General features: G+C 64.9%; 23 protein-coding genes and 1 pseudogene. 7 read left to right on the plus strand and 17 right to left on the minus strand.

The window, feature by feature from the left end:
* Positions 1-1,263 (plus strand): hypothetical protein (locus GON09_RS00005; protein WP_213930074.1); only part of this gene is annotated, 1,263 nt, incomplete at its 5' end.
* 65 nt (positions 1,264-1,328) lie between these two features.
* Here GON09_RS00005 and GON09_RS00010 read toward each other — a convergent pair.
* Complete coding sequence (locus tag GON09_RS00010; protein ID WP_213930075.1) at positions 1,329-1,925, minus strand: recombinase family protein; 597 nt, start codon at positions 1,923-1,925, stop codon at positions 1,329-1,331.
* A 1,346-nt stretch (positions 1,926-3,271) separates the two neighbouring features.
* Here GON09_RS00010 and GON09_RS00015 point away from each other — a divergent pair.
* Genes GON09_RS00015 through GON09_RS00025 form a run of 3 tightly spaced genes read left to right on the plus strand, consistent with a single transcriptional unit; the run spans position 3,272 to position 7,883 of the window.
* Complete coding sequence (locus tag GON09_RS00015; RefSeq protein WP_213930076.1) at positions 3,272-5,584, plus strand: ATP-binding protein; 2,313 nt, start codon at positions 3,272-3,274, stop codon at positions 5,582-5,584.
* The gene (locus GON09_RS00020; protein WP_213930077.1) at positions 5,581-7,278 is read left to right on the plus strand and encodes a DEAD/DEAH box helicase family protein; all 1,698 of its coding nucleotides are present in this window, start codon (positions 5,581-5,583) and stop codon (positions 7,276-7,278) included. The genes GON09_RS00015 and GON09_RS00020 overlap by 4 nt, the downstream gene beginning before the upstream one ends.
* Positions 7,275-7,883 (plus strand): hypothetical protein, encoded by a 609-nt coding sequence (locus tag GON09_RS00025; RefSeq protein ID WP_213930078.1) that lies wholly within the window; start codon positions 7,275-7,277, stop codon positions 7,881-7,883. The genes GON09_RS00020 and GON09_RS00025 overlap by 4 nt, the downstream gene beginning before the upstream one ends.
* Here GON09_RS00025 and GON09_RS00030 read toward each other — a convergent pair.
* Complete coding sequence (locus GON09_RS00030) at positions 7,880-9,055, minus strand: DNA cytosine methyltransferase (protein ID WP_213930079.1); 1,176 nt, start codon at positions 9,053-9,055, stop codon at positions 7,880-7,882. The genes GON09_RS00025 and GON09_RS00030 overlap by 4 nt on opposite strands.
* 109 nt (positions 9,056-9,164) lie before the next feature.
* On the opposite strand from GON09_RS00030, the gene GON09_RS00035 reads away from it, so the two are divergent.
* On the plus strand, positions 9,165-9,542 hold the full coding sequence (locus tag GON09_RS00035) for a very short patch repair endonuclease (RefSeq protein ID WP_213930105.1): 378 nt from the start codon (positions 9,165-9,167) through the stop codon (positions 9,540-9,542).
* A gap of 667 nt (positions 9,543-10,209) precedes the next feature.
* On the opposite strand, the gene GON09_RS00040 is transcribed toward GON09_RS00035, so the two are convergent.
* From GON09_RS00040 to GON09_RS00055, 4 genes are all read right to left on the minus strand, one after another.
* Positions 10,210-10,788 carry a hypothetical protein gene (locus GON09_RS00040; protein WP_213930080.1) on the minus strand — a complete coding sequence of 193 codons (579 nt, stop codon included), beginning with the start codon at positions 10,786-10,788 and terminating at the stop codon, positions 10,210-10,212.
* Between the two features lie 434 nt (positions 10,789-11,222).
* A complete protein-coding gene (locus GON09_RS00045; protein WP_213930081.1) occupies positions 11,223-11,465 on the minus strand; it encodes a hypothetical protein in 243 nt (80 codons plus the stop codon).
* Between the two features lie 28 nt (positions 11,466-11,493).
* Positions 11,494-12,084: a DUF7373 family lipoprotein gene (locus GON09_RS00050; RefSeq protein ID WP_441347326.1), complete on the minus strand. Its 591-nt coding sequence runs from the start codon at positions 12,082-12,084 to the stop codon at positions 11,494-11,496.
* Entirely contained in the window at positions 11,966-12,784 is an 819-nt protein-coding gene (locus GON09_RS00055) for a DUF7373 family lipoprotein (RefSeq protein WP_213930083.1), read from the minus strand. Before GON09_RS00055 ends, GON09_RS00050 begins: the two co-directional genes overlap by 119 nt.
* A 601-nt stretch (positions 12,785-13,385) precedes the next feature.
* Here GON09_RS00055 and GON09_RS00060 point away from each other — a divergent pair.
* Complete coding sequence (locus GON09_RS00060; protein WP_213930110.1) at positions 13,386-13,577, plus strand: hypothetical protein; 192 nt, start codon at positions 13,386-13,388, stop codon at positions 13,575-13,577.
* A gap of 219 nt (positions 13,578-13,796) precedes the next feature.
* Complete coding sequence (locus tag GON09_RS00065) at positions 13,797-13,985, plus strand: hypothetical protein (RefSeq protein ID WP_213930111.1); 189 nt, start codon at positions 13,797-13,799, stop codon at positions 13,983-13,985.
* A gap of 151 nt (positions 13,986-14,136) precedes the next feature.
* Here GON09_RS00065 and GON09_RS00070 read toward each other — a convergent pair whose 3' ends face one another.
* The 11 genes and pseudogenes from GON09_RS00070 to GON09_RS00125 form a co-directional block, all read right to left on the minus strand.
* Entirely contained in the window at positions 14,137-15,018 is an 882-nt protein-coding gene (locus tag GON09_RS00070; protein WP_213930112.1) for a hypothetical protein, read from the minus strand.
* Between the two features lie 214 nt (positions 15,019-15,232).
* The gene (locus tag GON09_RS00075; protein ID WP_213930084.1) at positions 15,233-17,149 is read right to left on the minus strand and encodes a Fic/DOC family protein; all 1,917 of its coding nucleotides are present in this window, start codon (positions 17,147-17,149) and stop codon (positions 15,233-15,235) included.
* Positions 17,146-17,379, minus strand: a complete 234-nt coding sequence (locus GON09_RS00080) for a hypothetical protein (RefSeq protein WP_244865307.1) — start codon at positions 17,377-17,379, stop codon at positions 17,146-17,148. The genes GON09_RS00075 and GON09_RS00080 overlap by 4 nt, the downstream gene beginning before the upstream one ends.
* Positions 17,380-17,694: 315 nt before the next feature.
* A complete protein-coding gene (locus tag GON09_RS28225) occupies positions 17,695-18,000 on the minus strand; it encodes a DnaB-like helicase N-terminal domain-containing protein (RefSeq protein WP_244865308.1) in 306 nt (101 codons plus the stop codon).
* A 935-nt stretch (positions 18,001-18,935) separates the two neighbouring features.
* Entirely contained in the window at positions 18,936-19,997 is a 1,062-nt protein-coding gene (locus GON09_RS00090) for a ParB/RepB/Spo0J family partition protein (protein ID WP_244865309.1), read from the minus strand.
* 148 nt (positions 19,998-20,145) lie between these two features.
* A complete protein-coding gene (locus GON09_RS00095) occupies positions 20,146-20,493 on the minus strand; it encodes a hypothetical protein (RefSeq protein ID WP_213930085.1) in 348 nt (115 codons plus the stop codon).
* A 565-nt stretch (positions 20,494-21,058) separates the two neighbouring features.
* Complete coding sequence (locus tag GON09_RS00100) at positions 21,059-21,400, minus strand: hypothetical protein (RefSeq protein WP_072816384.1); 342 nt, start codon at positions 21,398-21,400, stop codon at positions 21,059-21,061.
* Positions 21,397-22,195 (minus strand): annotated as a pseudogene (locus tag GON09_RS00105) (ParA family protein). Before GON09_RS00105 ends, GON09_RS00100 begins: the two are co-directional and overlap by 4 nt.
* 684 nt (positions 22,196-22,879) lie before the next feature.
* A complete protein-coding gene (locus GON09_RS28230) occupies positions 22,880-23,260 on the minus strand; it encodes a hypothetical protein (RefSeq protein WP_244865310.1) in 381 nt (126 codons plus the stop codon).
* Positions 23,257-23,976: a DUF3560 domain-containing protein gene (locus GON09_RS00115; RefSeq protein ID WP_213930086.1), complete on the minus strand. Its 720-nt coding sequence runs from the start codon at positions 23,974-23,976 to the stop codon at positions 23,257-23,259. The genes GON09_RS28230 and GON09_RS00115 overlap by 4 nt, the downstream gene beginning before the upstream one ends.
* Before the next feature lie 412 nt (positions 23,977-24,388).
* Complete coding sequence (locus GON09_RS00125) at positions 24,389-24,580, minus strand: hypothetical protein (RefSeq protein ID WP_072816379.1); 192 nt, start codon at positions 24,578-24,580, stop codon at positions 24,389-24,391.
* Positions 24,581-26,325 lie beyond the last annotated feature (1,745 nt).

A 26,325-nucleotide genomic window follows, 5' to 3' on the forward strand; every position in this document is an offset into this window, starting at 1 on the left:
GTGGAGCAACACCCCCAAGGGAATGACAGTCCGAAGCAGTTGCCCGAGGAACGGTGGTTCAAGCGCGTCCTCGTTGGAGTGGGCTTTTTCGTCACCGTGTTTGCGGTGGTGTTCGTGGTGGTGACTTTGGTCAAGTCCAATCGAAGTCCGCAGGACATAACCTCGAACTGGTTCGTGGCGTGGGGTACTTGGGCGGGTGGCCTGGGTACGGCGGCAGCCTTCCTGATTGCAGCGTTCAGCCTCATGGTCTCCAGCGCGCACGCACGGTCCGATCGCCAACACGATGCAATGGCTCGCGAGGACGATCACATGGCGCAGGCTCGACTCTTGAGCATCTACAAGGATGTGGGCAAGGACTCACTCTCGTCGTTGCCCACGTATCTGATCGAGAATCAGAGCAATGCGCGATTCTTCGATGTAACGGTCCGAGAAGTTTCTTCCGGTAACGGAACTGCCGACATTGAGAAGAGAACATCTGAGCTGGCGAAAAAAGATCTGCGGTTCGGGGAAAATATCCCAGACGGGATAACTCTCCACTCCCATCAGGACCACACCGCCCCTTACACTCGGCATACCATTGTGAGGGTCCACACGACCGATGCCGAAAGCATCGATTTCGCTGTCGAGTACACCGATGCCAAGGGGCGACGGTGGCGTCAGAGCCTCGATGGAAGAATCAAACGTATCTACACGCCCAGGGCTGTGTCTATTCCATCCTCCGGCAGAGGACCGTTCGATTCGGCCACGAGCGCCCTGCCGTACGCAGCGGCATGGGGGGTGGCTCCCTCCCTGGGAGACGCAGTTGAAGAGAAACTACCTTCTTACCAGCGTCCGCCATTGCTGACAGACAAGGACTTCCTGACGGTGGTCACCTCCCTCGCAACATCCCCGATAAACGGTTGGAAGCGTGTTGAGCGCATCAAGGAGGTCAAGACCGATGACTTCCCAAGCGGCGAGCGACACATCTCTGTGACTTACAGTCCGATATTTCCTATATGGCCTTTGTACTTTCGGGAAAAGATGACCGAATCCGGACTGAGTTTCATCAGTGCAACATTTGCCGATAAATTCCGATTTAACTCCCATGTTGAGGTGTTTCGTAGTCTCTCAGATTCTAATGCCGCGGATCTAAATAATGTCGTAGACGACGCGATCGGGTATGCCAACGATCAATTCGAAGCAAATGCCCTGGCGGCGGCGCACCGGGCACTTAATCCCGGAGACAGCCACAAGCAATTGTCTGAATCCGCTCCAGATTGCTAGACATAGTGAGTCCCGCATCTTTGGGACGAACCCTGCCCCGACCAGATCCATGCGCATTCGCGGGGTCAGTTGCGGGCGAGCTCGGCCTCTTCCCGGGCACGTCGCAGGGTCGCGTACATCGCGGAGCGCGACAGGCCGCTGATCTCGCAGAGCTGGGCGGCGGTGTACTCACCGGATTCGTAGTCGGCGAGCAGACGTTTGCGCTGCAGGGCGGACAGCTTCGGCTGCTTGCCCTTGAGTCGGCCGGCCTTTTTCGCTTCGGCCATGCCTTCGCGGGTGCGGGCTCGGATGAGGTCGGATTCGAACTCGGCCATCAGCGACAACATGCCGAAGAACAGCTTGCCGGTGGGATCAGTCGGGTCGTGGACGGAGCCGCCGATGCTCAGGCGGGTGCCTTTGGCCTCGAGTTCGTCGGCAATCGCCCGGAGGTCGACGGCGGAGCGGCCGAGGCGGTCGAGTTTGGCGACGACGAGGGTGTCGCCTTCGCGGCAGGCGGCGAGTGCTTCGCGCAGGCCGGGTCGGTGTCGGTTGCGGCCGGTGTAGCCCTTGTCGGTGTAGATCCGCTCGTCGGGGACTCCGAGGCGTTTGAGGGCTGTGCGTTGCGCTCGCAGATCTTGGCCCGCGGTGCTGCATCGGGCATAGCCGATCAGGATTCCGTCCATGAGACGACGATAGTGCTGTTTGGGTCAGCTATACGAGACCGACATGCAGGACGGTTAAACAGGACGGTCGGACGGCCGCCTTCCCCAGGACACGATCGAGTGCCGGGCCACTTCGCAGTGTGCTGTTTGAGGATCGTCAAACAGCACACCCTTTCTCGATGAAGCGCTTTGGACGTTTTCACCACATCCTGATCTAGCGTCATAATTCTATGACACAACTTCTCACGTGCTCACTTGACATCAACATTTACCATTGGATTTATATCGCAACGATGGGTGGATGACGATGAGTTGGCAGACAGTGGACGGCGAGCATGAGGGACATGCCTCGATCGAGGTCCCGGCCGGGCGTCGAGTGACCGAGATACGGGGCGACAATCTCGTCCTCGACGACGGAAACATGGTGAGTATTTCGGAAACCGTCGGGTGGCTGGCACGGTGCTCATGCGGCTGGAAGGCTCCGTTGATGATTCGCCGCCTGGCAGATCGTTCCGCGACGCCTGCGCCCGATCAGGTGTATGACCCAGAAGGTGGACCTGCTCCCAAGTGGGTAGAGGACAGTTGCCACACCGAGTGGCTTGAGCATGTCCGGCCACCCAGTCTTGAAGCAGTGAAGCGGACCTCGCGTGAAGCGCAGGCGGCCGGCCGTAGGCTGGATGAAGCTGTGGCGGTCGCTCGAGCGTGTGGGTCGTCCTGGGCTGACATTGGCGAGGCTGTCGGGATCAGCAGGCAGTCTGCTTACACCCGGTGGCGGCGGTTCGACAATGTGAATCAGTAGTTATGGACGCGACGGGCACCGCGATGTGGACGTCCCTTATCTACAGTCCTGACTGTGCCCGTCCAAGCGAACTCGGCGCAGCTCGCAGGCACACGAGTTGCAGCAGACGGTCTCGACCGCATCTGCTGCGGTTTCGGTGGTCCAACCCGCAGTTGGCGTTTCGACCTTATGACCACCGTCTGTCATCCCGATAGCGGACGGATCACCGCCCGCTTCGCCAGCGTCGCCGAACACTACGACGTGACCGCGTCGATCTGCCCATCTCGGGCCGGCAACCGCAAGGACGTCGTCGAGAAGTCGAACCACACTGCCGCTGGGATGGCGCACCCTGCCCGACGACGGGGTCCTTCTTACGGCAACGACACCAGCATCAAGCTCGGATCTTCACGTTGTCTCCTGCACTCCATTTCCGGAAGAGCCGGATTGTCCGCAACCAAAGTAATGTTTTGGGCAACAGCCGACGAACCATTGGGAACTGCTCCGACAGTGTGACCAAGAACTACCGACGAGGATCCTGAGCGATGCCCGAAGAGACCCTTGACCTAACTCCCTCCCCCGGATCCTTGACGTGATCGCCGACGTCGACATGAAAGTCGAGGAGTGCCTCGCTGAGCTGATCGACAACGCGCTCGACGAGATCAACGCGGCCAAGCACGAGGACCCGGGTTTCGAGGGCCGGGTGGAGATCGATTTCCCTTCCGGCTCGAAAGTCCACACAGACTCGGTGATCAGCGTCACTGACTCGGGCCGGGGAATGTCGGTGGAGCAGATGCGAAAAGCACTACGGGCCGGTTCGTCGGGTAACGCACGCTACGGTTCTCTTGGCCTATTTGGCATGGGTTTCAACGTGGCTACCGGGCGGCTGGGCCACCTAACGACAGTCAGGTCCGGCAGGGCTCAGGACGATTATTGGACGATCGCGGTCATCGACATCCAGGCGATGGGATCGCGGGATTCCTTCCAGGTGCCGATCACCACAGAGCCTAAGGGCGTTGGCGAGCATGGCACTTCGGTAAGCGTCTCTCGCCTTCGCAGCGACACGGTCAAGAGCTTGCGCTGGCCCGGAATCGCGAACCGCGTGAAGGCGCGCCTGGGCGAGACCTACTCGTACATGCTCCGCTCGGTCGCCGGCACCGACATCGCCGCCGCAGAGGTTATCGGCGGACTGGGTCTGAGTCTCACTCTCAACGGCAGCCCTGTGGAGCCCTACATTCCATGCGTGTGGTCGCCTGAGCGGTCGGTTGTTTACAAGGGCCAGAACGTGCCAGCGGTGACGGAGGTGCGCCACGACCTCAAACCGGCGTTCGCCTGCTTGGCGTGCGGGCACTGGCACTCCGAGGCCATCGCGGAGCTCGATGCGTGCGTCGAGTGCGGGTCCGATCAGGTGGAGATGCGGGATCGGACGATCCGCGGTTGGCTCGGCATCCAGCGGTATGACGATGCGGGCGGTGACTACGGGATTTCGCTGCTGCGTCAGGGGCGAACGATCGCCCACCTGGACAAGGACCTGTTCGAGTGGTCGAACCCCGACACCGGCGAGAAGGTCGTGGAGTACCCGGTTGAACTCGGGCGCGGACGGATTGTGGGCGAGCTGCACCTGGACCATCTCCCGGTGAACTACCGCAAAACCAACTTCGGCCGGGACAGCCTGGCCTGGAAAACCGTACGCGACAAGATCCGCGGCGACGGCCCGCTCCTAGATAATCTGGCGAAGCAACTGGAGTACAGCCCCAACACCTCGGAGCTGGGCATGCTGTTCCACGCCTATCGCCGGTACAACCCCGGGTACAGATACCTTGTGCCTGGAGACGGCGAAAAAGCGATGGCCGAGCAGGCCCGCAAGTGGGGCGCCAACTTCCGCAAGGGCCTATCGGCCTACCGGAGCGACGAGATGTGGTGGACTCACGTTGTCAATCATGAAGAGATCAAAGCCAGAAACTCGGGAGACGACGAAGAAGACGGCGAGCCGAACGTCGACGATCTGCTCCCGTCTGGTGGCGACCCGCCCGGGGATCCTGACGGCGGCGACGACAGCCCTGATGATGATGAGGCGCCAGAGCTGGAGACCCGCGACGACCGGCTCGCCCGCTATCGCGCGAACGGCCGGGTGATTCCGCAGTTGGACAGTGCGGAGATCGTGATCCCGGGCGGCAGCCGGACGTTCAAGGTGACTGTGTATCTGACGGACGGGGTGGATCTCCTGGAAGGTGCCGACAAGTTCTCAGCACCCAATCTTCAGGCAAATGTAATCGAGCTTTTCATTGACCAGAGGCATCCGCTGCTGGCTGACTATGGGTGGAACCCCGTCGACGTCGGCGCGACAGTCCTGCACGATGCGGCGGCGGCGTATCTGCGATACGCCGGCAAGGCCGGCGAGTTCGTGGAGGGCATTCTGGATCAGGTCGGCGACCGCCGGATTGACGCCGCGACGGTACGTCTCTCTGCCGAGGACCTTCTCGATCGGATCAGGGAGGTCAGCGGGCCGCTCGTCGAGCGTGACCCGGCTGGGTTCTGGACGAAACTGTCGCCCACCGCAAAGATCCAGACTCAGAAGTCCGCTGCCGCAGACGCGAGCGCGGACTGGAACGCCCTGGAAGCCTCTGGTGGCTACGCGCAGTTCCTCAGCCCGCGCGCGTTCGAGGATCTGATCGTCGAGGCACCCGAGCTGATGCTCGACGGTGGGGTCTTCACGTCGAGCTACAGCTCGTGGCAAGACGAGTCGATCCGCGAGGAGAGGCAGAGCCACCTGACCAGCCTGGTCCGGGATCTGGAGCGGACGCTGACAGCCACCGATCGCCTGAGCCCCCGGGAGTTGCTCAGGCTGTCCATCGGACTGGAGTCGCTTAGCGCAATGGTGACCCCCGACGGGACCCAGGCATGATCGGCGGGTCCTTCCTCTCGGTGGACCGGATGGTCGAGGGCGGCCCCGCAGGGTTCACCCGCGCGCTGGAGCGGCTGCTGCCGCTGCTCGGATTCACAGACGTCGTGAACATCGACGGCCCCAACGACCAGGGTGGGGACCTGTTAGCGCGCTTCGGCGGGAAGCTCATCGCCATCCAGGCCAAGTGGCGGCTCGATCCGGTCAAGGGCTCGGTCAGCGAGGACGCGGTGAACGAGGTCTCGAACGCGATCGACGCCTACGGCGCGGCCTCGGGCATCGTCGTTACCAACGGCCGATTCACGAAGACGGCCCGGACACGGATCACCGCGTTCGAGAGGGTCGGCCGCACTCTCAAGGCATGGGACGGGGCGGCGCTCGCCAAGCTGTACCGCAGCGCCAGGGACTTGCCTCCACAGTTGGACCTGCGTCCGTACCAGGTGGAGGCCGTCCAGGAGTCGCTGGACGGCCTGGACGACCCGGCCCGACGCAAGGCCCTTGTGTACCTGGCCACCGGTCTGGGCAAGACGGTCGTAGCCGGTTCGATCGTCGCCGACCGGCTCGACCGCGACCCCTCGGCGAAGATCTTGGTGATCGCACACGGCGCCCCTCTGGTCGACCAGTTAGAGAAATCGATGTGGCCATTCATCCCGAAGAACGTCCCGACCCAAAGGATCGGTCAGGGTGAACACCGCGACAATCTGTCGGGCGTCACCTTTGCGGTGCTCCCGACGGCGCACGCCTATGTGGAGCGGGGCTATCGACCCGATCTGGTCGTCATCGACGAGGTCCACCACGTCGGCGAGAGTGGGTACTACGCTCATATCCTCGAACTGCTCGACAACGTACCTAGGCTCGGGGTCACCGCCACGCCGTGGCGAGGGGACAAGTTCGATATCGAGACCACGTTCGGCTCACCAGTAGTCCAGATGTCGATTGCCGACGGGATTAGACGCGGCTATCTCGCACAGGTGGACTACCAGCTGCTCGCCGACAATATTGACTGGGAATTCGTGAAGGAGTCCTCCAAGCACTCGTACACGATCAAGGACCTGAACCGGCGCCTATTCATCCCCGAGCGCGACGAGGCCATCATCGAGCGCCTGATCAAAGTGTGGAATTCCACGCGCGCCCCCCGTGGGATCGTCTTCTGCCAGACAATCGACCACGCCGAGCGCTTCGCCGAACTTCTGCGAGGCCACTCGCCCTGGCGCGGGGTCGAGACGATCCACAACGACATGAGCAAGCGTGAGCGGCAGCAGCGGCTGGTCCGCTTTCGTTCGGGCCAGACCGAGCTGCTAGTAAGCGTCGACCTGCTGAATGAGGGTATCGATGTTCCCGACGTGAACATCATCGTCTTCGCCCGAGTGACGCACTCGCGCCGGATCTTCATCCAGCAGCTCGGACGCGGGCTGCGCCTGCGTGCCGGCAAGGAGCGGGTCGCCGTCCTGGACTGCGTCTCGGACCTGCGACGGATCGCTGAGGTATCGGCGTTTCGGGCACAGATGGAGGCCTCGGAAACGGAGGTCCTCAGCGTCAACCGGTCAAGCTTCGACTTCGAGGACCAGGGCGTGCGGTCGCTTATCGACCAATGGGTCGCCGACGTCGGAGACCTCGCGACGGCCGCAGATATGGTGAGGCTGGAGTTCCCGCCGTCGATGGACAGCCTCGACGTCGGCGCGAGGAGGTGGGCATGACCAGGCTGCCGGACGAGGTCAGAGACGAGGCTCTGGCGTATGTCTACGCGGAGTTCGACCGCAGAAAATGGGAACAGGTCGCCTCAAGCGAGCGAGGCGGGGTCTTCGACAAGCTGATCGCCGACGAGCAGTTCAGCGAGCTGCTCCGGCCCTACTACACGCCAGCACAGATGCGCGTGTGGCTCAAGGACAGCGCAGCCAAGGAGTACCCGCGCGCACTGGAGGGTATCGGCCCGACCGCGCGCTACACCAGGCGCGGATACCCGGGGCCGAGTGTCCTCGTCACCGCGACGCTGGGCGCGGACTGGACCGTCGTGCCGGACTCCATCGAGCAGAAGCCCATGCGGTGCCAGGCGGTGAGCGCGGCCGGTGATGAGGCGGTCGTCGTGTGGGGATCGTACCGGGTTCTGCGCGACTTATATTGGGCGGCGTCTGGCGCGCGGGTCGAAGGCGAAGGGCGGGTAGCTGTGGTGATCACCCGGCCGACGATGACGGCGCTGCATGATGCCGAGTGGGCACGCGTGCGGTCGTTCTGCGCGCTGATCGGCGTCGAGGCGTTCTCAGTGATGTACGCGCCACGGGCTTTGACCGAGCCCCGGAACTAGGCCGAGCGCGCCCGCCAGTCGGCCTGCTCTGCGCGGACGGCGGCTTCATCGAGATGCTCGCGCACCGACGCCGCCACTATCCAGGCGAGGTCGACCGGCACAGCGTTGCCCAGCTGACGCATCGCCTCGCCCCAGGGGCCGTGCAGGCGGTAATCATCGGGGAAGGTCTGCAAACGCGCAGCCTCGCGAACGGTGAAATAACGGACCGACTCGTCGACGTCCCGGAGCATGTTCTCCCCACCGGGTACGCCATGGACGCCGGCTTTGAGGGCCTTGGCAGGCGCGTCGATGTAAGAGCCGGTGTGACCCGGGTAGGACCGGGCGCCCGGCTGTGGAACATGGTTCAGAACTTTGGCGCCCGCGCCCGAAGTGGGATCGGGCAGGTCGCCAATGGCGTCGCGGACGGTGCGCCAGGGCTTGAGTGATGGGTCGGAGTTCTTACCCTCACGCACCCGGAAGGCACGGTGTTTCTTGGCGACCTTGTGACGGTCCCAGTAGGAGCCGTCCTCCTGGGCAGCGCGAAGGGCACCGGCGGAGTGTGTGGGGCGGGGGAAGCTCCAATCGGCATCGACGTCCTCGCGGAAACCGACGAAGAACACGCGCCATCGTTGTTGGGGCACGCCGTAATCGGCGGCGTTAACCAGCGTCGGCAACACGTTGTACTTGAGGTCGGTGTGCACAGAGGTGTGCTCGGCCTGCAGGCGGTCAAAGTGGTCACCCCACGACTCGCCGTTGGCAGCTACCAGCTCGGGGTGGGCCAGCCGCAGCTGGATATAGCTGTAGTAGTCCGAGAAGCCAGGTCGCAGGAGCCCGCGGACGTTCTCGATGATGAAGGCTCGAGGGCGTAGCCGCCGGATAACCTCGGTCGTGGCCGGAAACATGTCGCGCTTGTCGTCGGCGGCATTACCCTTACCGCCGGCGGAGAACGGCTGGCAGGGCGGACCTCCACTGACCAGATCGATCCCATCGGGCACGCCGGACCAATCGACGTCTCGGACATCACCCTCTCGCACATCAATGCCCTTGACCAGAGGATAGCCGGCGTCCCTGTTCTCGCGGAGGGTATCGCAGCACCATCGGTTCCACTCGGCGACGACCTCCGTGGAGAATCCGGCCCGGTGAGTTCCGAGAGTCAAGCCACCGCCACCGGCGAAGAGTTCCACGCTACGCATGCCCCAAAGGCTATCGGTGGAACCGGTATTTCTGGGTATCGGGACTAGCGTGGCGCAGACTGAGGTGGTGAGTGAGAGCTGGGCGTCGAGTTCCGCAGTGGGGGCGTCGATGCGGGGCAATCGGCGCCGCGACACCCGACCTGAGCTGGCGGTGCGGCGGCGACTACATGCCCTGGGCCTGCGGTATCGCGTCGACTTTGCGCCGCTGCCGGGCGCACTTCGGATGCGGGCGGACATCGTATTCACCCGGGCGAGGGTCGTAGTGTTCATTGACGGCTGCTACTGGCACGGATGTCCCAAGCACTACCGGCCCGCGCGGATCAACGCCGAGTTCTGGTCCACGAAAATCGCCGACAATCGCGAGCGGGACGCACGCTCGACGGAGATGTTGCGGGACGCAGGCTGGACAGTGCTTCGGTTCTGGGAGCACGAGCCGCCGGAGGACGTGGCTTCCGCCATCGCGGGAGCAGTCGCGGTAGCGCGATAAGGCCCCCGGCTGGCATCCTCTGCCCGGCCGTGGCAGGCACGAAGTCAGCAGATCAGGGAGTGGGCGATCTGGGCGATCGCCCGCCTCGAAACGGTCTCGGCCGCCGGGGTTCAGACTGCGGGGCCGAGCAGTGCGGAATCTTGCGGGGCAGCACAGACAAATCGCCGGTGATGCCGACGAGGGCCCAGCCGTCGCGGGCGGCGTCCCTCGAGCAGCAGCACCTGCTCAAGTTTCCGGCACAAGTTTCACCGTTTCCCGGGTCCACCGCACCGTACGGGCGCGTTCGGCCGGGGGTCGAGCCCCCCGTTGGTCGAGCCCCCGTTTTTGACCCCTGCCACGGGGAAGTGGCACCACATTCCAGTGCACAACCTGCGACCACGGCACCTCGTGAAGCTGCGTGACCGGAGCGGACCCGATTCCGCGGCCGACGACACCTCGGCTCGGCCCTGACCCCGGCCGGTGCTGCTGCCCGCATCACCAGCTATGCCCTGACCACAAGAATCGGCACCACCGGCAAGACGGTCACCATCGAAAGACCTGATACGGCGATTGCGTCCGAGGTGCCCTGAGCTGATTGCTTTCCATATCAGCGGGAATCTCAGGGCACCGGACGCCCGCTCGCAGGCGTCACACGATGATCCTCGTCTGCCGAACTTGGCCAAGTGAGCTACAGCTGCTCGATCCCCTGAAGCGTGAGGGTGTCAACGAGCTGCGCGCCTTCATCGGCCACGTAGTGGTAAACCAGCTCAGCACGGAATGTACCGCTCACCCGCACATTGTCCGAGTCCCAGTCCGGATCGATCACGCGCCACGGAACGTCATGCGGAATGGTGGGAAGCTCGGCCTTCAGAACGCATGCCTCCCACTTGACCTCGGCATCGACTTGCGCCTCACCGATGGTGGTTCCGCCCTCGAACTCTTCATGCTCATCGACGAACAGAGTGTCCAAGTCGGGGGTGACGGCCACGATATCGATCGGCCCCTGGGTGATCGCAGGGATCTCTACCTCGAATGCGCCTCCACTGCCTGCATTGACGTCGAGTTCGCGGTAGAGCAACTGCTCGTCCCCGGCGATGCTGCTGCTCACCAGCTCTTCGAGGCTCGAGAACATCCACTCAGCCTCCTCCGCGGCCTTCATGGCCTTGTGCTCGGCAGTAACGATCTTCTCAGCCTCGCGGTACGGCAGGTCCGGGTGTGCGGCACGGTATGCGCGAACGGCCTTCTTGCGAGCAGAATCCTTTGTCATATTGGTCCTCCAACCACTGTTCAACGCGCGCAGCAGCCCGCATCCACTGCACGCGGAAGTGCGTTGGATGGTTGATTTCGCAGATCCTGTGGACCTTGCCCTCAGACGTCGTGTGCGATGCGGGCGCACGTGACTCGGGTGAAGCCATGCGAGACGGCTCAAGATCAAAGTTAGCAGACTTTAGCAACTCTTGCAAACTCACGCGAGGTGTCCGCAAGGATTCCCCCGCGTCTGAGGGAGGAGCGCTCGATCTGTCGACCGAAAGGCGCCGGGCACCTTGAAATGGGTGCGCTACAGTCCGGTTCAGCGGATCGGGGGGCCGCTACTCCTAAGCCTCGGCTCGAGAGCTCGATGAGGGTTCTCGGCCCGGACCCGGTGACCTGGCAGGTCACCGGGTCCGAGGGAGTAGCGGCCTCTTCCCCTCGCCCCGGCATCTACGTGCGGGTGGGATAGATCCGGACGGCGTAGGCGTGGGCGTCGGCGGCGGTGTATCCGGCGAGCTTGACCGCCTCGTTGGCCTCGGTGGGGTCTTCACCGAGGTCGATGAGTTTGTCGACGGCGAAGGCTTCGGCCGCAGCACGGTTCGGGTGGGTGCATTCGGCGAAGAATCCGCCGGTGGGGATGTGCTGGAAGTCCACCTCGTGCGGGACGGCCGGGTCGGGGCGTGGGTGGGTCATGGCTGGTGGGGTCCTGTTCTGTCGCAGGTCAGTCGGTGTCGGTGGCCTGGAAGATCAGGTACTGCGCCGAGGTCGCCTGGTGGGCGCCGGTGAGGGTTTTGGTGCGGATCTCGGCGACGTAGGTGTCGTAGAGCAGCGCACAGCTCGCCCCTTCGGAGTACGCGGTGATGACCTCGAAGCAGCGGGCGTCGGGCACCCCGGGCGGGCCGGCGGCGCTGAGGACGGAGATGTCGTCGTTCTTGTCGCGGATCTGCGCGACAACCCGGTCGAAGAGGGTTTCGGCGCGGTCGGTCGCGTCGGTGCGATAGACGAACGTCGCATCGCGGGCCATGCGAGTGGCGGCGGTGTCGGCGAACATGTCCAGGGTGCTGAGCTGAGCGAGCAAGTGGGCGGCACCGCGGGGGCCGTAGACCGCGGGGACCTGCGCGCCCTCGGCGCCGTCGGGATAGCGCAGGCTGCGGCGCAGCATGTCGTCGAGGTCGACCGGCAGATTCCGCAGCTCACTCGGGGAGGTAGCGGGGAAGCGGTCGATCATCGGCCGCTGCAACTCCAACGCGTGCGCGAGCGCGCCGTCGGCCCAGCTCGCCCGGTCGGTGGGACTGTCGACGAAGGTGTAGATCAGGTAGTGCCCGTGCTGGGTCAGCGGCCACCGACCGGGAGTACTCCGTCTCGACGGTGTGGACCAGACTGTCGGGCATCGTCGCCAGCGGATGCGGCGCGGCCGTCGGCCCGGACACCGCGGGGTCGAGCAGGTGCTCGTGCAACCGCGTCGCGGCGTCGCCGGCTCCGGCGGCGTCGCGGAAGCGCAGCACGGCGTGCACTATTCGCGCCCGGCTGTCCTTGGTGAAGCGGGCGGTGGAGAAGCCGGCGATGATGCCGGTCTCGCCGCCGATCTGCTCGATGGTCGAGTCGGTTTCGGCGAGCAGATAAGCCAGCGGGATCGGTCCGAAGATCGGGCGGGTCAGGTCGAGGTATTCCTCGGTCAGTGCCGGGTCGACCTCGGCGGGCAGGACGAGGAATTCGGCCATGCGCTGGCTTTCGATGATGCTGCCGATGCCGTTGTCTTCGGCGGTGGCCGGGTAGTCGCTGGGGCGGGTGGAGAACTCCTCGCCGGGGTCGGGTTCGCCCGGGGCGGCGGGAATCAGCGCGGCGGTGCGCTCGACCGTGGTGGTGGTGTCCGCAGTCGCTTCGGCGGTGTCCCCGTTCGCGGTCGAGGTGCAGCCGGTCAGCGTGATGGCAGTAGCGAGCAGTGCGGCGCCGGTGCGGGCGCGGTTGCGGTGGCGGCTGGTCGATCTTCCCCCGGGTCGGTCGAGGGGCATGACGGTGCCGGACGGACCACTTCCCCCGGTTCGTGGACGGCAGTGACCGTACCGAGGCCGGTGCGCGGGCCGGTGCGGGGGTGCCCGGTATCGGAGGTTCTACCGCTTTCGACGCCTGGTTTCCTGCGGAAACGATGCGGCAGGCCGATGCTTCCCGAAGTCCGCTGTCGCGTCCCTCCATCGACCTGCCGCCCATCGACTATAACGCCCCGAGTCGAACGCATGTGCGAAAATTGGGTGTGTGGTGTCCTACGAACGCGCACCGAAACGGTGCCCGAACGGGCACCGACTGGGACCACACCGGGTGGTCGTGGGATGGACACCGTGCACGTGCGCGACGGCTCTGCGCCCCTCGGGAGCCAGCGGGCACCGCACCTACCTGTGCATCGTCTGCGAGGCAGAGATTGCCATTCCGCCCCATACGGGACCACGGTTCTCCGGGGTGCAGTGGCCGCCGAGACCGACGCAGGAGCAACCGCGGCCCGACCCGGAAGGTGAGCGAGCCGGCGGGATCACAGACGGGGCGACCCGCCGGGAGCCAGAAAATTAGCTTCGCTAAAATTATGGTTTGAACTGGGAAAACGACACGTCCCGTTCTGTCGTGTCGATCGGAGACAGCACCACCATGAAGCCCGGCGACCAGGTGAAGGTCAGTGCACGCGGCAAGTTCGTGTTCACCGTCAAGGACGTCGATGAGGACACCGGCATGGCGATGATCGAGGTCAACGCCGACGGCCCGCTCACGTATCCGTGGCCGGCGCGCGTAAGCGATCTCGTGCCTGTCGAGGACTGACTGCGAGAGCTCTTCCTCCTGCCGGTCGCTCTCGCTTCACCTGTTTGGTGCAGGTACGCGCTTCCGCTACGGTGACCGCTGCAATCACCGAGTTCCCCGACAGGTGAGTGATTCCCTGCCGGGTCGAAGGATGGTCCCCGGCGCCCCCCGCCGGGGACCATCGCCTTTCTGCTGATGGGTTGTACGTGCAGCGGACGACACGGTGGCTACTCTCGGCGCGTGGAGGACAGGACGCGAGCTGTCGGGGATGCCGCCGATGCGATGACCGACGATGAGCTCGAGACCGCGATTGCGGCGCTACACGCCCGCGAGCGGGAACTTCTCGTCGCCGGGGACAGCGAGGCGGCGTTCGATCTCATGGGCATGAAGTTCGTTCTGCTGTCCACACTGGAAGGTTGGCGGCGGTAACCGACTGGTGTACGAATTCGGTTTTTTCTTCATTTCTGTCTGCTGCGGTATTCGTATAGCGGTCTGTGGAGCAGATTCGTACAGGCCACTGCGCGGCTGACGTATCCCTCTCGGTGGCCATTCAGGGTTCAGCGCGGCGCAGCCGCTCCGATCATGAGCTCACGCGGGCAACCCGGGCGCGGTAGTCGTGACCGGCGGCGCGCAGTGCGGCGGAAAGTTCCGTTCGCCTGACTCCCTGTTCCATCAGCTCTGTGGCGTTGCTGTCGGTGATCGGGTGGGGCGTGCGGACGACAGCGGCATAGCGGATGCGCTCTTCGAGATCGTCAGGCTCGTGGGCCGGCTGGTTATCGAGGTATGAGCTGGTGATGACCTCGATGGGGGCTGTGATGCCGTGTTCCTGGGCGATCTGGCGGGCGGTGGCGGTGAATGCGGAGATGTAGGCGGCGCGGTCACTGTCTTCGAGTTCGTCGACGGCGAGCTGTTCGTCGGCCAGGGCACCCGATTCGGGGCTCTCGTCATCCACCTCGAGCATGCGCGCGTTGATCTCGTCGAATGCCTCTTGTGCGAGATCGGCCAACCCGAAGCGGTCCCATTGTTCGTCGATGTCGAGCGGGACGCGTACCGGTTCGGTACGTCGCGCAGGAAGGTCCTCTTCCGCTTCGGCACCGGTGATGAGCTGGTGGATCAGGTCGGCTTCCCACGAGGTGGGTCTGCCGCGGAGCAGTCCGTCGACCGATCCCATGTTGGCGGCGACAACGACCAGGATGTCGGCGAGGGTATCGGCGAAGTCGACCTGTGAGCCGTCGCTGCGGGTGCTTCGGGCGAGGGCGGTCAGAGCTTCTATGGCGGCCGCTTTGGTCTGCGGGTCGATTCCGGTGGTCGAGGGCTGCCGCTTCCCTGCACGGGCCGCCGGTGCGGTGGGGGTGCTGGTGGCGCTGTCGGTGACGGCTCGGAGGGCGTCGGGGAAGCTGGTGCCGGGGTGCGCGGTTTGGTACGCGCGGGCGGCCTTCTTGCGGGCAGAGTTTTTCGTCATGGCGTCTTCCGTTCACAGCATGAGTGATGGCTGCCCGCATCGGTCATCACTGGTCGGTGACGGTAGGCGCAGATGGTTGCAGATCCGGGGGACCTTGCCCTCGAATGCTGGCCGTCGTGATGCGGGCACCAATGGCAGCGTCGGGGTCAGCCGTGCAACGCGGCTCTACGCCAGTAATAACACGGCTGCCTGACACCTTCACCCTTCGTCGGTCCTATAGCTGCGGCCCGAGGTGCAGATCGGGTGTGGATGGTTGGTGTTCATGTATGGCCGGAGGTCGGCTGTTCGGTTGTGGTGGTGTGTGGTGGACCTGCGGTGGTCCGTGGAGGGCCTTCACTGTTGAGAGCGAACTCTGCTCCTCCCCTACCTCGTCGGCATGCGTGAGATTCCGGTGCGGCTCGCCGTCGGCGGGATTTGGTTTCGCTGCCTCTGGGGCATCGTCGGTCCTGGTCGACGTGGCGTGACGGGGTTCCTCGGCCACCTGGATTGCGGTGGTCAGCGGCTCGTAGGTCTCGTTGCGTTCCGGGGAATTCTCCAGCAGGGCGTAGCTGCGGTGGGCCAGCACATCCCAGTGCTTCTCGTACCGTTGCGCGGAGTCGACCGTGCCGAGGTCCGGGGCGGCGGCGGGAAGCTCGGTGGTGATGGCACGGGCGAGTTCGGCGGCGAAGGCTTCCCGGCCGGCAACTCGCATAGCGTCCTCGAGGGCCGGGTCCGGTTCGATGCCTTCGGGGGGATCATCGTGGTAGTTCGCTGCGTGGGTGGCGGCACGGAGCGCTTCGGGGTCGATGGTGCGCCAGTCGATCGTGCGGTCGGGGCGGTCGTGGACGAGCTGGTCGGTCATGAGTACGACGGCGACCGACTGGACGCCTTCGGTTTCCTCCTGGATGGCGGCAATGTGGCGTCCGAGCTGGTGGGGGTCGGTGAGAGTGTTCTCGTCCGGGGCGGCGATTACCGGGCTGGTGTAGGCGGAGGTGTCGCTGACGATCGGCATGAAGTCGGTGTGCAGCTCACGGTGGATGACACTTGCGTGTAGTTCGCTGCCGTCCCCGGTAATTTCGCGGTGGGCGAGGTGGTCGGCGGTCCGCAGTGCCAACTCCCAGGTGATGAGGCGGCGCAGCCGGGCGGGGTCGCGCTCGTCAAAGGCATTGACCGGGGCTCCGGTGTCGTAGCGCATGGTGTTCTTGCCTGCTGCCGGGTCGAACAGGTCCTTGTAGCGGTGGTTCGGTTCGGGGAGTGCTGCGGCGGCGCGTTCGGCCGCGAGGGTGGAGGTGCCCTCGAGGATCCGGCGTACGGCGGCATCGTGTTCGGGACCGTAGTCGGTGCGTTCGGCCAGGTTAAGACCGATGCGGACCAGGGCGTGAGCGTTGTCGAGTTCGGCTCCGCTCAAGGATCGCTCGCGGGGGATCTCCCGGAAGGTCTGGAAGGCTATGTAGGGGCCGCTGCGATCACGGTCGTAGTCGCGCAGCATCGTCATATGGGTGGTCAAAGACAGCACTGGTCGACCTGGGGCGGGCTGGGCAGGGACGTATCCGGTGTTCGGTACGACCGCCGGGGCGAGAACGTCGGCGAGCAGTCTGGGATCTCCGGTCTCGGCGGTGATGTAGCGGGCCGCCGATAGGGCAGCGAGGTCGACACGTGCGGTGTCGATCTGCCATCCGGCCCGGTCTGCGATGCGGCGGAACAGCTCGTACTGCGTCCGAGAGTTCCCGTCCGGGAAGGGATGAATCTCCGTCAAGCGTGACCAGTAATCGGCCAGACGGGTGACGAAGGTGTGGTGGTCGAGTCCGGTCAGGTTGTTCTCGGCGGCGAGATCGGCGAACAGTTCGTCGACGTCGGCGGTGGTGTCCTCGGGGCTCGAGTGGGCGATCGGCAGATTGCCCTGGGTGGTGGGCACCGTTTTGTACTGGCCGGCCCAGGCGTACAGGCCGTCGAAGGCTCGCCGGTGTATCTCGCGTAGGAACTCTCCGGTGAAGGTGCTCGGCGAGGAAACGTCCGCGAATTCGTACATCGCCTGCGTGAACAGGCGTTTTTCGATTCTGTCGAGTGTTGGGGTGTCGGTGATGTCGAGAAGGTTCACTCGCGTGTCGGTTCCGGGGATGTAGCCCTCGATCGGGAGCGACGAGGCGGTCATTTCTCGGGGCGCTCCCTGCGTCGGAACTCATTGAGGATGTCCTCGCGGGTGAGTCCGGCCTCGATCTGCTCGATGATGTCTCGGGGATCTTCGCCGCCGAGGTCGCCCGCCATCGCGCAAGCGGCGCGGATGTGCTGTGCGATGGTCTCGCGTGTCACCTCCTCGCCGAAGGGGGCGAGTCGTTCACGTAGGGACGGGTTTTCGGTCGTGTCGTCGTCCATGTCGGTCATGGTCTCCCTGTTGGTGGTTCGGCGTGGGGCGGGATCGGCCGCGGATCCCCTCCCCCACTGGTGTGTTCACGTTGTGGCTCCGACAGTAGGCGCACCCCGAGTCGGGCACGTACACGCTCGAGGCGTCGGGCGGCGGCGCGCTGGACACGGCCGATGGCGACCATGTGGTCGAACAGGTCGGCTTCGGGCAGGGTTCGGCGGCTTCGGTGATGGCGGCTCCGGCGGTGCGAAAGCTGCGGCGGTAGGCGGCGATGATGACGGCATGGGCGTAGTAGGGCGCGGCGGTGGGATCGACGCCGGCGGTGGTGGCGGTGGTCAGGGCGTAGGCGAGTCGGCGACCGTGGTGACCGGCGAGCCGACCGTGGCGCTCGAGGTGGGCCAGGACCATTGCGGGTCGTGGGGGTGGCCGGTGTTCATCAGTGCGGCGATGGCGTCGAACAATTCGGCGTGGAGTGGCTGGTGGAAGTCGTCGGTGGTGAGCAGGTCCACGATGTCGGCGGCTGCGGCGCGGGTGGCGAACAGCAGCGCGCACAGCAGCAGGGTTTCGGTGTCGGCGTCTGGGGGCGCGAACTCGTCGGCGCTGAGGTAGCGGTCGAGATCGGTCTGGTCGGTGACGGTCATGCGCTGATCCGTTCGTCGAGGGCGTCGGCGATGTCGAGCACGGGAGTCGGGTCGGGGTGGCCGATGGCCGAGTGGCCGATGGTGGCGCGAGCGATGACGCTTCGTCGATGGTGATGGTGACTGCGCTACCGGCGGCGCACCGTAGGCGAGCGCGAGCGTGCGCGAGCGTGCGCGCTGCTTCGGCGGCGTCGGAGGCGGCGGCCGCGTGGGTGAGGTGCAGCCAGAATCGGAGCGCGCAACGGTGGGCGCAGTCAGCGTGACGGTCCAGACGATCATGCGGCGCTCCTTCGGCTTGACGGGGTTTCCCCAGATACTCGTCCATTGTCGCTTAATTATCATGTTTTGTGAAGCCTTTTCGATGAGTTTACATGATTATGGGTTGTTTTTTGATTATTTTGTGATGCGTTGGCGAGGGCCGTGCCGGAGCCGTCGACCGGGGTTCGATGCCCCGGTCGACGGCCATGCGTGCCGGGGGCCGGCACCAGCGAGTGGTCTGGCCCGGTGGGCGGCCGATACGACCGCCCACCGGAAGGGGCGTTACTGCTCGTCGAGGGGTCGAGTCCGGCTGCGCGGCGCTCGATGTCGGCGAGGGTGTAGCCCTGGGCTTCGATGGCGCGCAGGTAGAACTGCGACAGGTCGGTGGGCTTGCGCCAGTGCTCGACGCCGACCTGGGACTCGAGGGCGATGAGGATGTGGGCGCGCAGCAGGACCAGGGCGCGGGGTCGGTGGCGCTGGCGAGCTTCGCGAGAGCGTCGGACGTGGGAGCATCTGTTCGGCCGGGTGCGGGCGTGATAGGCGGCGGGGATCTGGGGACATCATCAGCACTGTTGCCACGAATGAGGCGGTGCCCTTGGGGGCGGTCTTGCGGGTGGTCTGCTGGGCGATCCACTTGCGGCGGACCTCGGTGGCGGCTCGCCATTCGCGGTTGTTCTCGATCACTTCACGCCGCTGAGCTGCGCGGTCCTCGGCACTTTGTTCCTGTTCGAGCTCGGCGGGGCGGGGGTGTCCCCACCAGGTGCGCCAAGGGGTGTCTTCGATATTGACGACGTGCCAGTACAGCGTGGTCTCGTGGGTTTCGACGAGTTCTCGCGGGGAATCATCCATTCCTCGCGGGCATCGCCGTCGGGTAGCTCGTCCACGATGTAGTCCGCGTCGATCTCGTCGCCGCTCTCGCGGTCGAAAAGGTGGGCAGCTGTAGACGTACAGCCCGAGGTGTCCGAGGGCGGCGACTTCTTCGATGGCGGGCGTGTTGCCTTCTTCGTCGGTGACGCGCTCGACCAGCTGACTGGTCCCTCCCCCACTCTCTCGTGAAGAGCACCAAGCGGCACGGCGGCGATGGAGTGTTCTGCGAGGTACGCCTCGGTGCGGGCCAGTGCGGCGTTGCGTTCGGTGCGGCGCAACCGTTCGGCGGCGAGTGCGTGGTCGAGTCGTCCGCTGGCGATGGCCCACTCGATGCGGCGGACGGCGGCGGGATCGTCGCCGAACTCGGCGAGGGCGGCGGCTTGTTCGATGGTCAGCTCGCCTCGTTGCACAGCGTCGCGCTGCTCGGTGTCGCGCAAGGTCAGGGCCGCCTCGATCTCGGTGCGGGGCGCCTTGGTGCGACGGGCGATCTTGGTGGAGGTCAGTCCGTGGTCGGCCAGGGTCTCGAACAGGGCCAGGCGTTCGCCGTTGGTGATCGCGGCGCGGTGTTCGTTCTCGCTCCACTGGGTGACGAGCCGTTCGACGGCGGCGTCGGTGCCAGCGCCTTCGTCGCCGACGATGAGGGCGGGGATCTGGGTCAGTCCGGCCTCGAGGGCTGCGGCGGTGCGGCGGTGGCCGGTGAGCACGCGCAGGGGTCCGGCGGCGGTGCGGCACACAGTGATGGGGGTCAGAACTCCTTGCTCTGCGATCGACTCGCGGAAGGCATCGGTCAGGCGCAGGTCATGGCGGATGTTGGAGTCGGTGAGCAGGTCAGCGGGGTCGAGGGTGGCGAATTCGGCGGTGCTTCCGTTGTTCATAACTCAAGTTTACATCTGTTTTGATGCTTTTTCGATGTTTTATTGGTGCTTGTTCGATGATTGTTTGGTGACTATTGTCACACTTTCTACCCTCCGAGCTGGGGGTTTCCGTGAAACGCAGACGGCCCCGCCAGGGCGGGCCGTTGGTTCAGTCTTCTATGCGGTCATGGATGGGCAGGATCATGGATCGGTGGCCGAGATACCGTTCGGACAGCTCGCCCAGTCTCGAGTCGGAGGTTCCGGCGTAGTTGCCTCCGAACATCACCACTCGTCCCGACTCGGTGAGTTCGTACCGACGACGGTCGGCGTTCCATTCGACTCTGACCAGAGCGGCATAGCTGCCTTCGATGAAGGCGTGGCGTCGAATCCGTACGGCGACGGTGGGGCTGATCTGCTCATGGCCGCCGACGTGGCTTCGCACTCCGTGGGGGGTGCAGCCGGACGGCAGTGACGTGATGCGGCCCGTGCGGGCGCGGCGCTCGTCGAGGACGCCCATCAGAAGAGAGTGTCGGCGGCGGCGCTGATACCGCCGTTGGTGCAGTCGCCGAGGCGGTGGGCGCGGTAGACGTCGAGCAGGAGGCCAGCGGGGCGATGGTCGTTCTCTTCCTTGTTCATGCCTCTAGTTTACATCTGTTTTGATGATTTTTCGATGTTTTGTTGGTGTTTTTCGGTGCTTTTCTGGTGATGGTGGTCACGCGTTTTTAGGGTCTGACCTGCGGTTTGCGGGTGTAGCGGGGGTTCGGTGGCGGTGGTGGAGCGGGTACCTCGGTCGGTCGGTGCGGCCTGGTGAACCGGGCGCGGTGACCATCGGGCAAGGGCGGGTTTTCCCTTGCTCGATGGTCGGCGGGTCCGGTAGGGCCGTGGTGTGGCGACCGGGCGCGGTGCACGCGGAGCAGCGGGAACCTCGGGAGGGAGGGACAGGGGTCCGGGGGCGGAGCCCCCGGGGATCGGTAGAGCGATGCGGGTCGGGCCGGGAGTTTCTGTGCCTGTACACGAGGCCCGCATAGACCGAAGGCCCCGACCAGGAGGTCGGGGCCTTCAACGGTTGGACTGTGGTGCGGTCAGTCCTCGTCGGTGCTGTCGTTCTTGCTGCCGCGGGCTTTGCGCCGGCGCACCTTCTCCACCTCGGGGAAGGGCTCACCGCCGTTGTATTCCTCTTCGAGCTTGTGGGTGTACTCGGCGATGGCGGCCTCGATGAAGCTGTTGAGACTGCCGTGTGCGCCGGGGTAGACACCGCGCAGACCCTTTTGAGCGTTGGTCGCAGCGTCGATGACGGATTCGGCGAGGGTGAACGTGCGCCGGGTCAAGGTGGGTTGCTGCACGATCTTCTTCGGTGCTGCGGACCGTGCCGGGACGTTCTCGTCGGGAGCTTCGGCGTCGAACATGCTGCGGATGTCGCTCATGACTTCTTCCTTTGGGTAATGGTGGTGGCCAGGTCGTCATAGACCAAGGCGTGACGCCAACCGTCCTTCGTGTCGGCGAGGGATACTCCGTCGTTGACGGCCCTCTTGATCGGCTCGGCGGATCGGACGCTGCCGAGGACGGGGATGCCGGCCTCGGTGAATTGGGTGGTCCAGGCGCGAGCGAGGACCGTTCCGGACTGCACCTTGTTGAGGATGGTGCCGCGGACCCACAGAGTGCTGTTGTGCCGCTTCTTGATGCTCTGGGCGTACGAGGTCACGCCCTGCATGGCCGCGATGCTGAAGTCATGCGCTTCGTTGAGGACGATGAGCTGGTCAGCGGCCACGAGCGCGCACATCTCGAGGGCATTTCGCGTGGGGGAGCAGTCGATGAGGATGTAGTCGTAGCGGTCACGGATCGGCTCGAGTGATTCCCGCAGGACGTGGGGGCCTTCGATGGGATCGTTGGTGATGTTCTTCTCGGCGGCGATGAGGTGGGCCGCGTTCGCAGGGGCGGCGATGAGATCGACGCCGGGGCGTATTGCATCGAGGATCGCCTCGGCGGCGGGCTTTCGGGTCTCCGGGTCTATATCGACGATGTGATCGGCGGTCACCTTCGCTGCGGCACGGAGGTCGGGCTGCAACTTGGTGAGGTGTGGGTGAGGTTGCCGGAGGGATCAAGGTCGACCAGGAGCACTTTTCGCCGGCACGGGCGAGGGCTTCACCGACGTTGAGCACGGTGGTGGTCTTACCCACCCCGCCCTTCTCGTTGCCGATCAGAATGATTTTCGAACTCATGGCCTCCCTTTCCTGATGCAATAATACATCACTTCTGATTCATAAAGAGTGCTTTTCTGGTTCTTATCGGATGGCGGTTTCGTGACTGTTGCGGACTGGGTGGTGTTGCATCTGTTCAGGTGCGGTTTTCATGTCAGTGGTGGATGGAACGGCGACGGCCAGGGCTCGATGCCCTGGCCGTCGGCCACCGCTGCCACTGGGGTGGGGGTGGTGGGTTGAATCTGGTTGCGTTCGCGGGGTTTCCAGTCCTGTCGGCTGGTGCGTGACGCTAGCCAACATCCAACACTATCGGTGGGGGTCGTGCACAGGGGGCCGCTGGGATTCGCGTCGGGCTCGTGGTCGGCGGTGGGGTCTGTGCGGCGCAGCCGCTCCTTCGGGTTCGATTCTCGGCCGGCCTCGCGGTGGTGGCAGACCGTACGGGTGGGGCGGATATGGCGGCGGCCCGAGCCGGGGCCGTGAGGGGCGTCCGGCTCGGGCCGTGTGTCAGCGGATCTCGCGGCACTGTCGGCATTCCCACCCTTGGGGGCGGAGAAGGCAGGTTCGTCGTTCTTCGCAGAGCCAGCAGGTCTGGTTGGCTTTTTCGGCTTCGCCGCGTTCCTGCGCGCGGCTTTTTCGTGTTCGGCTGTGCGGCGTTCTCGCTCGGTGTCCAGTCGTTGTGCTGGGCCGCGGTGGGTAGTGCGCGCATCATGCGGTAGGCGGCGGCGGTGCCTGCGTCTCGTTCTGCGAGGTCGGCGGCGGGTAGCTCGGGGGTCGGTCGGCTTCGTGCAGCATGGGTCCGAAGATCGCGCGGCAGGTCTGGCAGGGGGTGAGTTGGTCAGTGACGGGCTGTTTGCATCCGGGGATGATGCACTCGGCGAACAGGGATTCGGCGGTCATGGCGTCCTCGCGGCGAGTGGGGACCGGCGGCCGCGAGGGGGTCGCGGCCGCCGGATGTGGGTTACTGACCTGGGCGGATGGGGTGTGGGCGTCCTCGGCGCGGGGCGTCGGGATCTTGTCGTAGGGCAGTCGGTCGGTCCAGCTGTAGGCGGTGGCGACGGTGACCGACTTTGCGTTGACTCGGATCACCTTGTGCCAGGTGCCGGAGCAGTTGACGAAGCATCCGGGGCGTAGGTCGGCGCGGCTGTAGAGCTTGGGGCCGTCGGTGGCGTCCTGTTCGGCGCGTACTGCGGTCCAGTATTCGATGTCGCGCTCGAGTTCGGCTTTGTGAGTTCGAGTTGGTGCATGTGGTTGCTGGTCTCGGCGGTGTGTCCGGCAGCGCGGTACTTGGTGAGGTGGCGTTCGATGCTGCGTAGTTCGGCGCTCTGTCGTTCGATGCGGCGGTGGATCACTGCGGGGGTGTAGCGGTAATCGGTGCTGCGGGCGGCGATGCGGGCGGATTCGGCGGCTGAGCGGGCGGCGGCGTCGGCTTCGATCGAGGCGCGGGCGGTGGTGTGGGCGCGGTCGAGGGCGCGGCGGTGGCGTCGTTCGCTGTGATGTCCCACTTTGATGGGTTCTCCGCCTTCGGGCAGTGCGGCACAGGCGTGGTCGTGGCGTGCGTGGGCGGCGGCGGCGGCGGTGGCCTTGCGTTCGGCCTTGGCTGCGAGGGCGGCGGCGCGGTCGGTCAGACGCTCGTTGCGGTCCTGGTGGGCGTCGGTGCCGTCGCGGAGGGTGGTGTCGATGTCGGTTTCGACGTCGTAGCCGGCGGCGCGCAGGGCGGCGGCGGTGTGTTCGATGCGGGCGAGGTGGGGGGCGCGGTCGCGGCTGTGCGGGATGTACCAGGCGCGGTGATGCTGCGTCCCCATTTCCAACCTGCGGTTTTGAGGATCGGCGCAGTGCCGTCGCCTTTGCTGGTGCCGTCGATGATCGTGCCCTCGGTGGGGGTGTGCGTGATGGTGAGCATGTGGCGTTTCCTGTTCGGGTCGGTAGTGCGCGCGGGGGGAGTCGCGGTGACTCCCCACCGGCGCGGAATGTGGATCAGTACTCGGCGATGAAGACCGGCCAGTGGGGGCCGGGGCGGGTGGTCCAGCGGAGGATCGGCCGCCAGTAGGTGGTGGTCCGGTAGGCGCGTTCCTCGTGGTGGGGGCACATGACCCACTCGCCGTCGGTGTGGGTGGCTTCGGTGGTGCAGCCGTTGTAGTCGCACCACTGGTCGGGAAGCTCGAGTGTCTGGACGGGGGGGAGTGGTCATCGCGTCTTTCCTTCCGGGGTGGTCGGTCAGCTGAGGCCGGATTCGATTGCGGCGCTGATTTCGTCCTCGGTCATGCCTGCGGCACGGGCGGCGGCCTTGGTGTCGCGGGACTCGGCCAGGACTACGGAGATGTCCTTGCCGGTCGAGATGTTCTCGAGCAGGGCATCGATGTCGCGGCCGAGGTTGTGGAGCTTCGCGGTGATCTCTTCCTTGTTCATGCCTCTAGTTTACATCGTTTTGATGATTTTTCGATGTTTGTTGGTGTTTTTCCGGTGCTTTTCTGGTGATGGTGGTCACGCGTTTTTAGGGTCTGACCTGCGGTTTTGCGGGTGTAGCGGGGGTTCGGTGGCGGTGGTGGAGCGGGTACCCGGTCGGTCGGTGCGGCCTGGTGAACCGGGCGCGGTGACTGCCGGGCAAGGGCGGGTTTTCCCTTGCTCGGTGGTCGGCGGGTCCGGTAGGGCCGTGGTGTGGCGACCGGGCGCGGTGCACGCGGAGCATCGGGAACCTTGGGAGGGAGGGACAGGGGTTCGGGGGCGGAGCCCCCGGGATCGGTAGAGCCGACACGCACGGCAGACGAGCCGGGGCACACTCCTAGCCAGGGCGAGGGGGCACCGTCCGCCGGCCGCGGGAGCATACGTTTGCCGGCCCCGAGACCAACGAGGCAAAGATCCGACTGCCACACCGACCACCGAGCACACTGCTGTCGACACCCGACACGACCTTAAGGGGGTCCGGGGGCGGATCGCCCTGGTCAACGCCGAAAACGCGACTCGGCGCACCGAACCGGGGGACGATTCCCGAGTTCGATGCGCCGAGGTGAGACTGGCAGGCATCAGACGTGGACATTTTTTGATGTCGCTCTGATTTTTGTTGATTACGATTTGCTGTTGAAAAGTTGATATTTTTGATGTCGTTGTGATGCTCAGATGGTGACGGAGGTGTCGGCTCGGAGAGCCAGCGGTAAACGGTGGCGACGGAGCGGTCGACTTCTTGGGCGAGACGGGCACCTCCACTCCGGCCTGGCGCCGGGCGAGTGCCCATTCGCGACGCTCCTCGTGAGAATGGAAGGCCGGGATGGGGTTGGTGTCGAGGTGGGTGCGGGCAGGTGGGGCAGTGGCACCTCGAGCTGTCGAGCGAGAGCGTCAGCGGTCGCAGTGCGAGTCGACCGCGCGACCGGAGTCTCACTTGCGGTCTCGGCGGCGGCACGGTTCTCGGTGATGGTCGTGACGTGAGTCGTGGGTGCGGTCGCGTTCTCGTGTGCGGTCTCACGGCGCGGCTGTGTCGCGGGCGCGGATTCGATGTGAGTCTCGGTGGGTGCGGCGGTGCGACGGCCGAGAACGGTCAGCGCGTGGGTGGAGGCGAGCAGTGAGATCGGCGGGAGTGTGGCGATCACGGCGGCAAGAACGGAGTTGAAGCCGGGGGTCGTGGTGAGAACGGCGTGGATCGCGTTTCCTGCGATCGAGACGGTGGCGGCTCGATGAGAATCTTCCAGAAGAATCGTCGCGCCCGGTGGTCGTGACGTCGGGAAACGACTCCCATCGTTGCTTGCAGGATCGTTCCGTCGACGATGACGGGGAACAGGAAGGCGATCTCTCTCGGTGGCCGGCCTGGATGCACAGGTCTCGCAGTGCGAGGAAGCTGAGAATGAACGCGGCCGCCCCGATTCCTACGGTGATGGTCACGCCTGCGAACCACATGGATCCGCTGACGGCTGTCACGTTCTCGGGCACTGAGGCGTTCTTGTTCTTGTGTCGCTTCGTCCACATCATAGTTCCCATAGTAACAATGAGAACCATGATATGGGAAGGGGTTCTCAGATGAGATTCGCAGGTCACGACGGGATCGAGGCGGATACGTGAGATGAGAGATGACTGCGCTCCGGCCGGTTCTCGGAGGAGTCGTTCGGGCGTGATGGTTCTTATCGCTCGGGTCGGCGTCTCACAATGTCGACTGATCCTGTTGC

Origin of the sequence: Rhodococcus sp. B50, assembly GCF_013602415.1 — a bacterium.
GTDB lineage: Bacteria > Actinomycetota > Actinomycetes > Mycobacteriales > Mycobacteriaceae > Rhodococcus.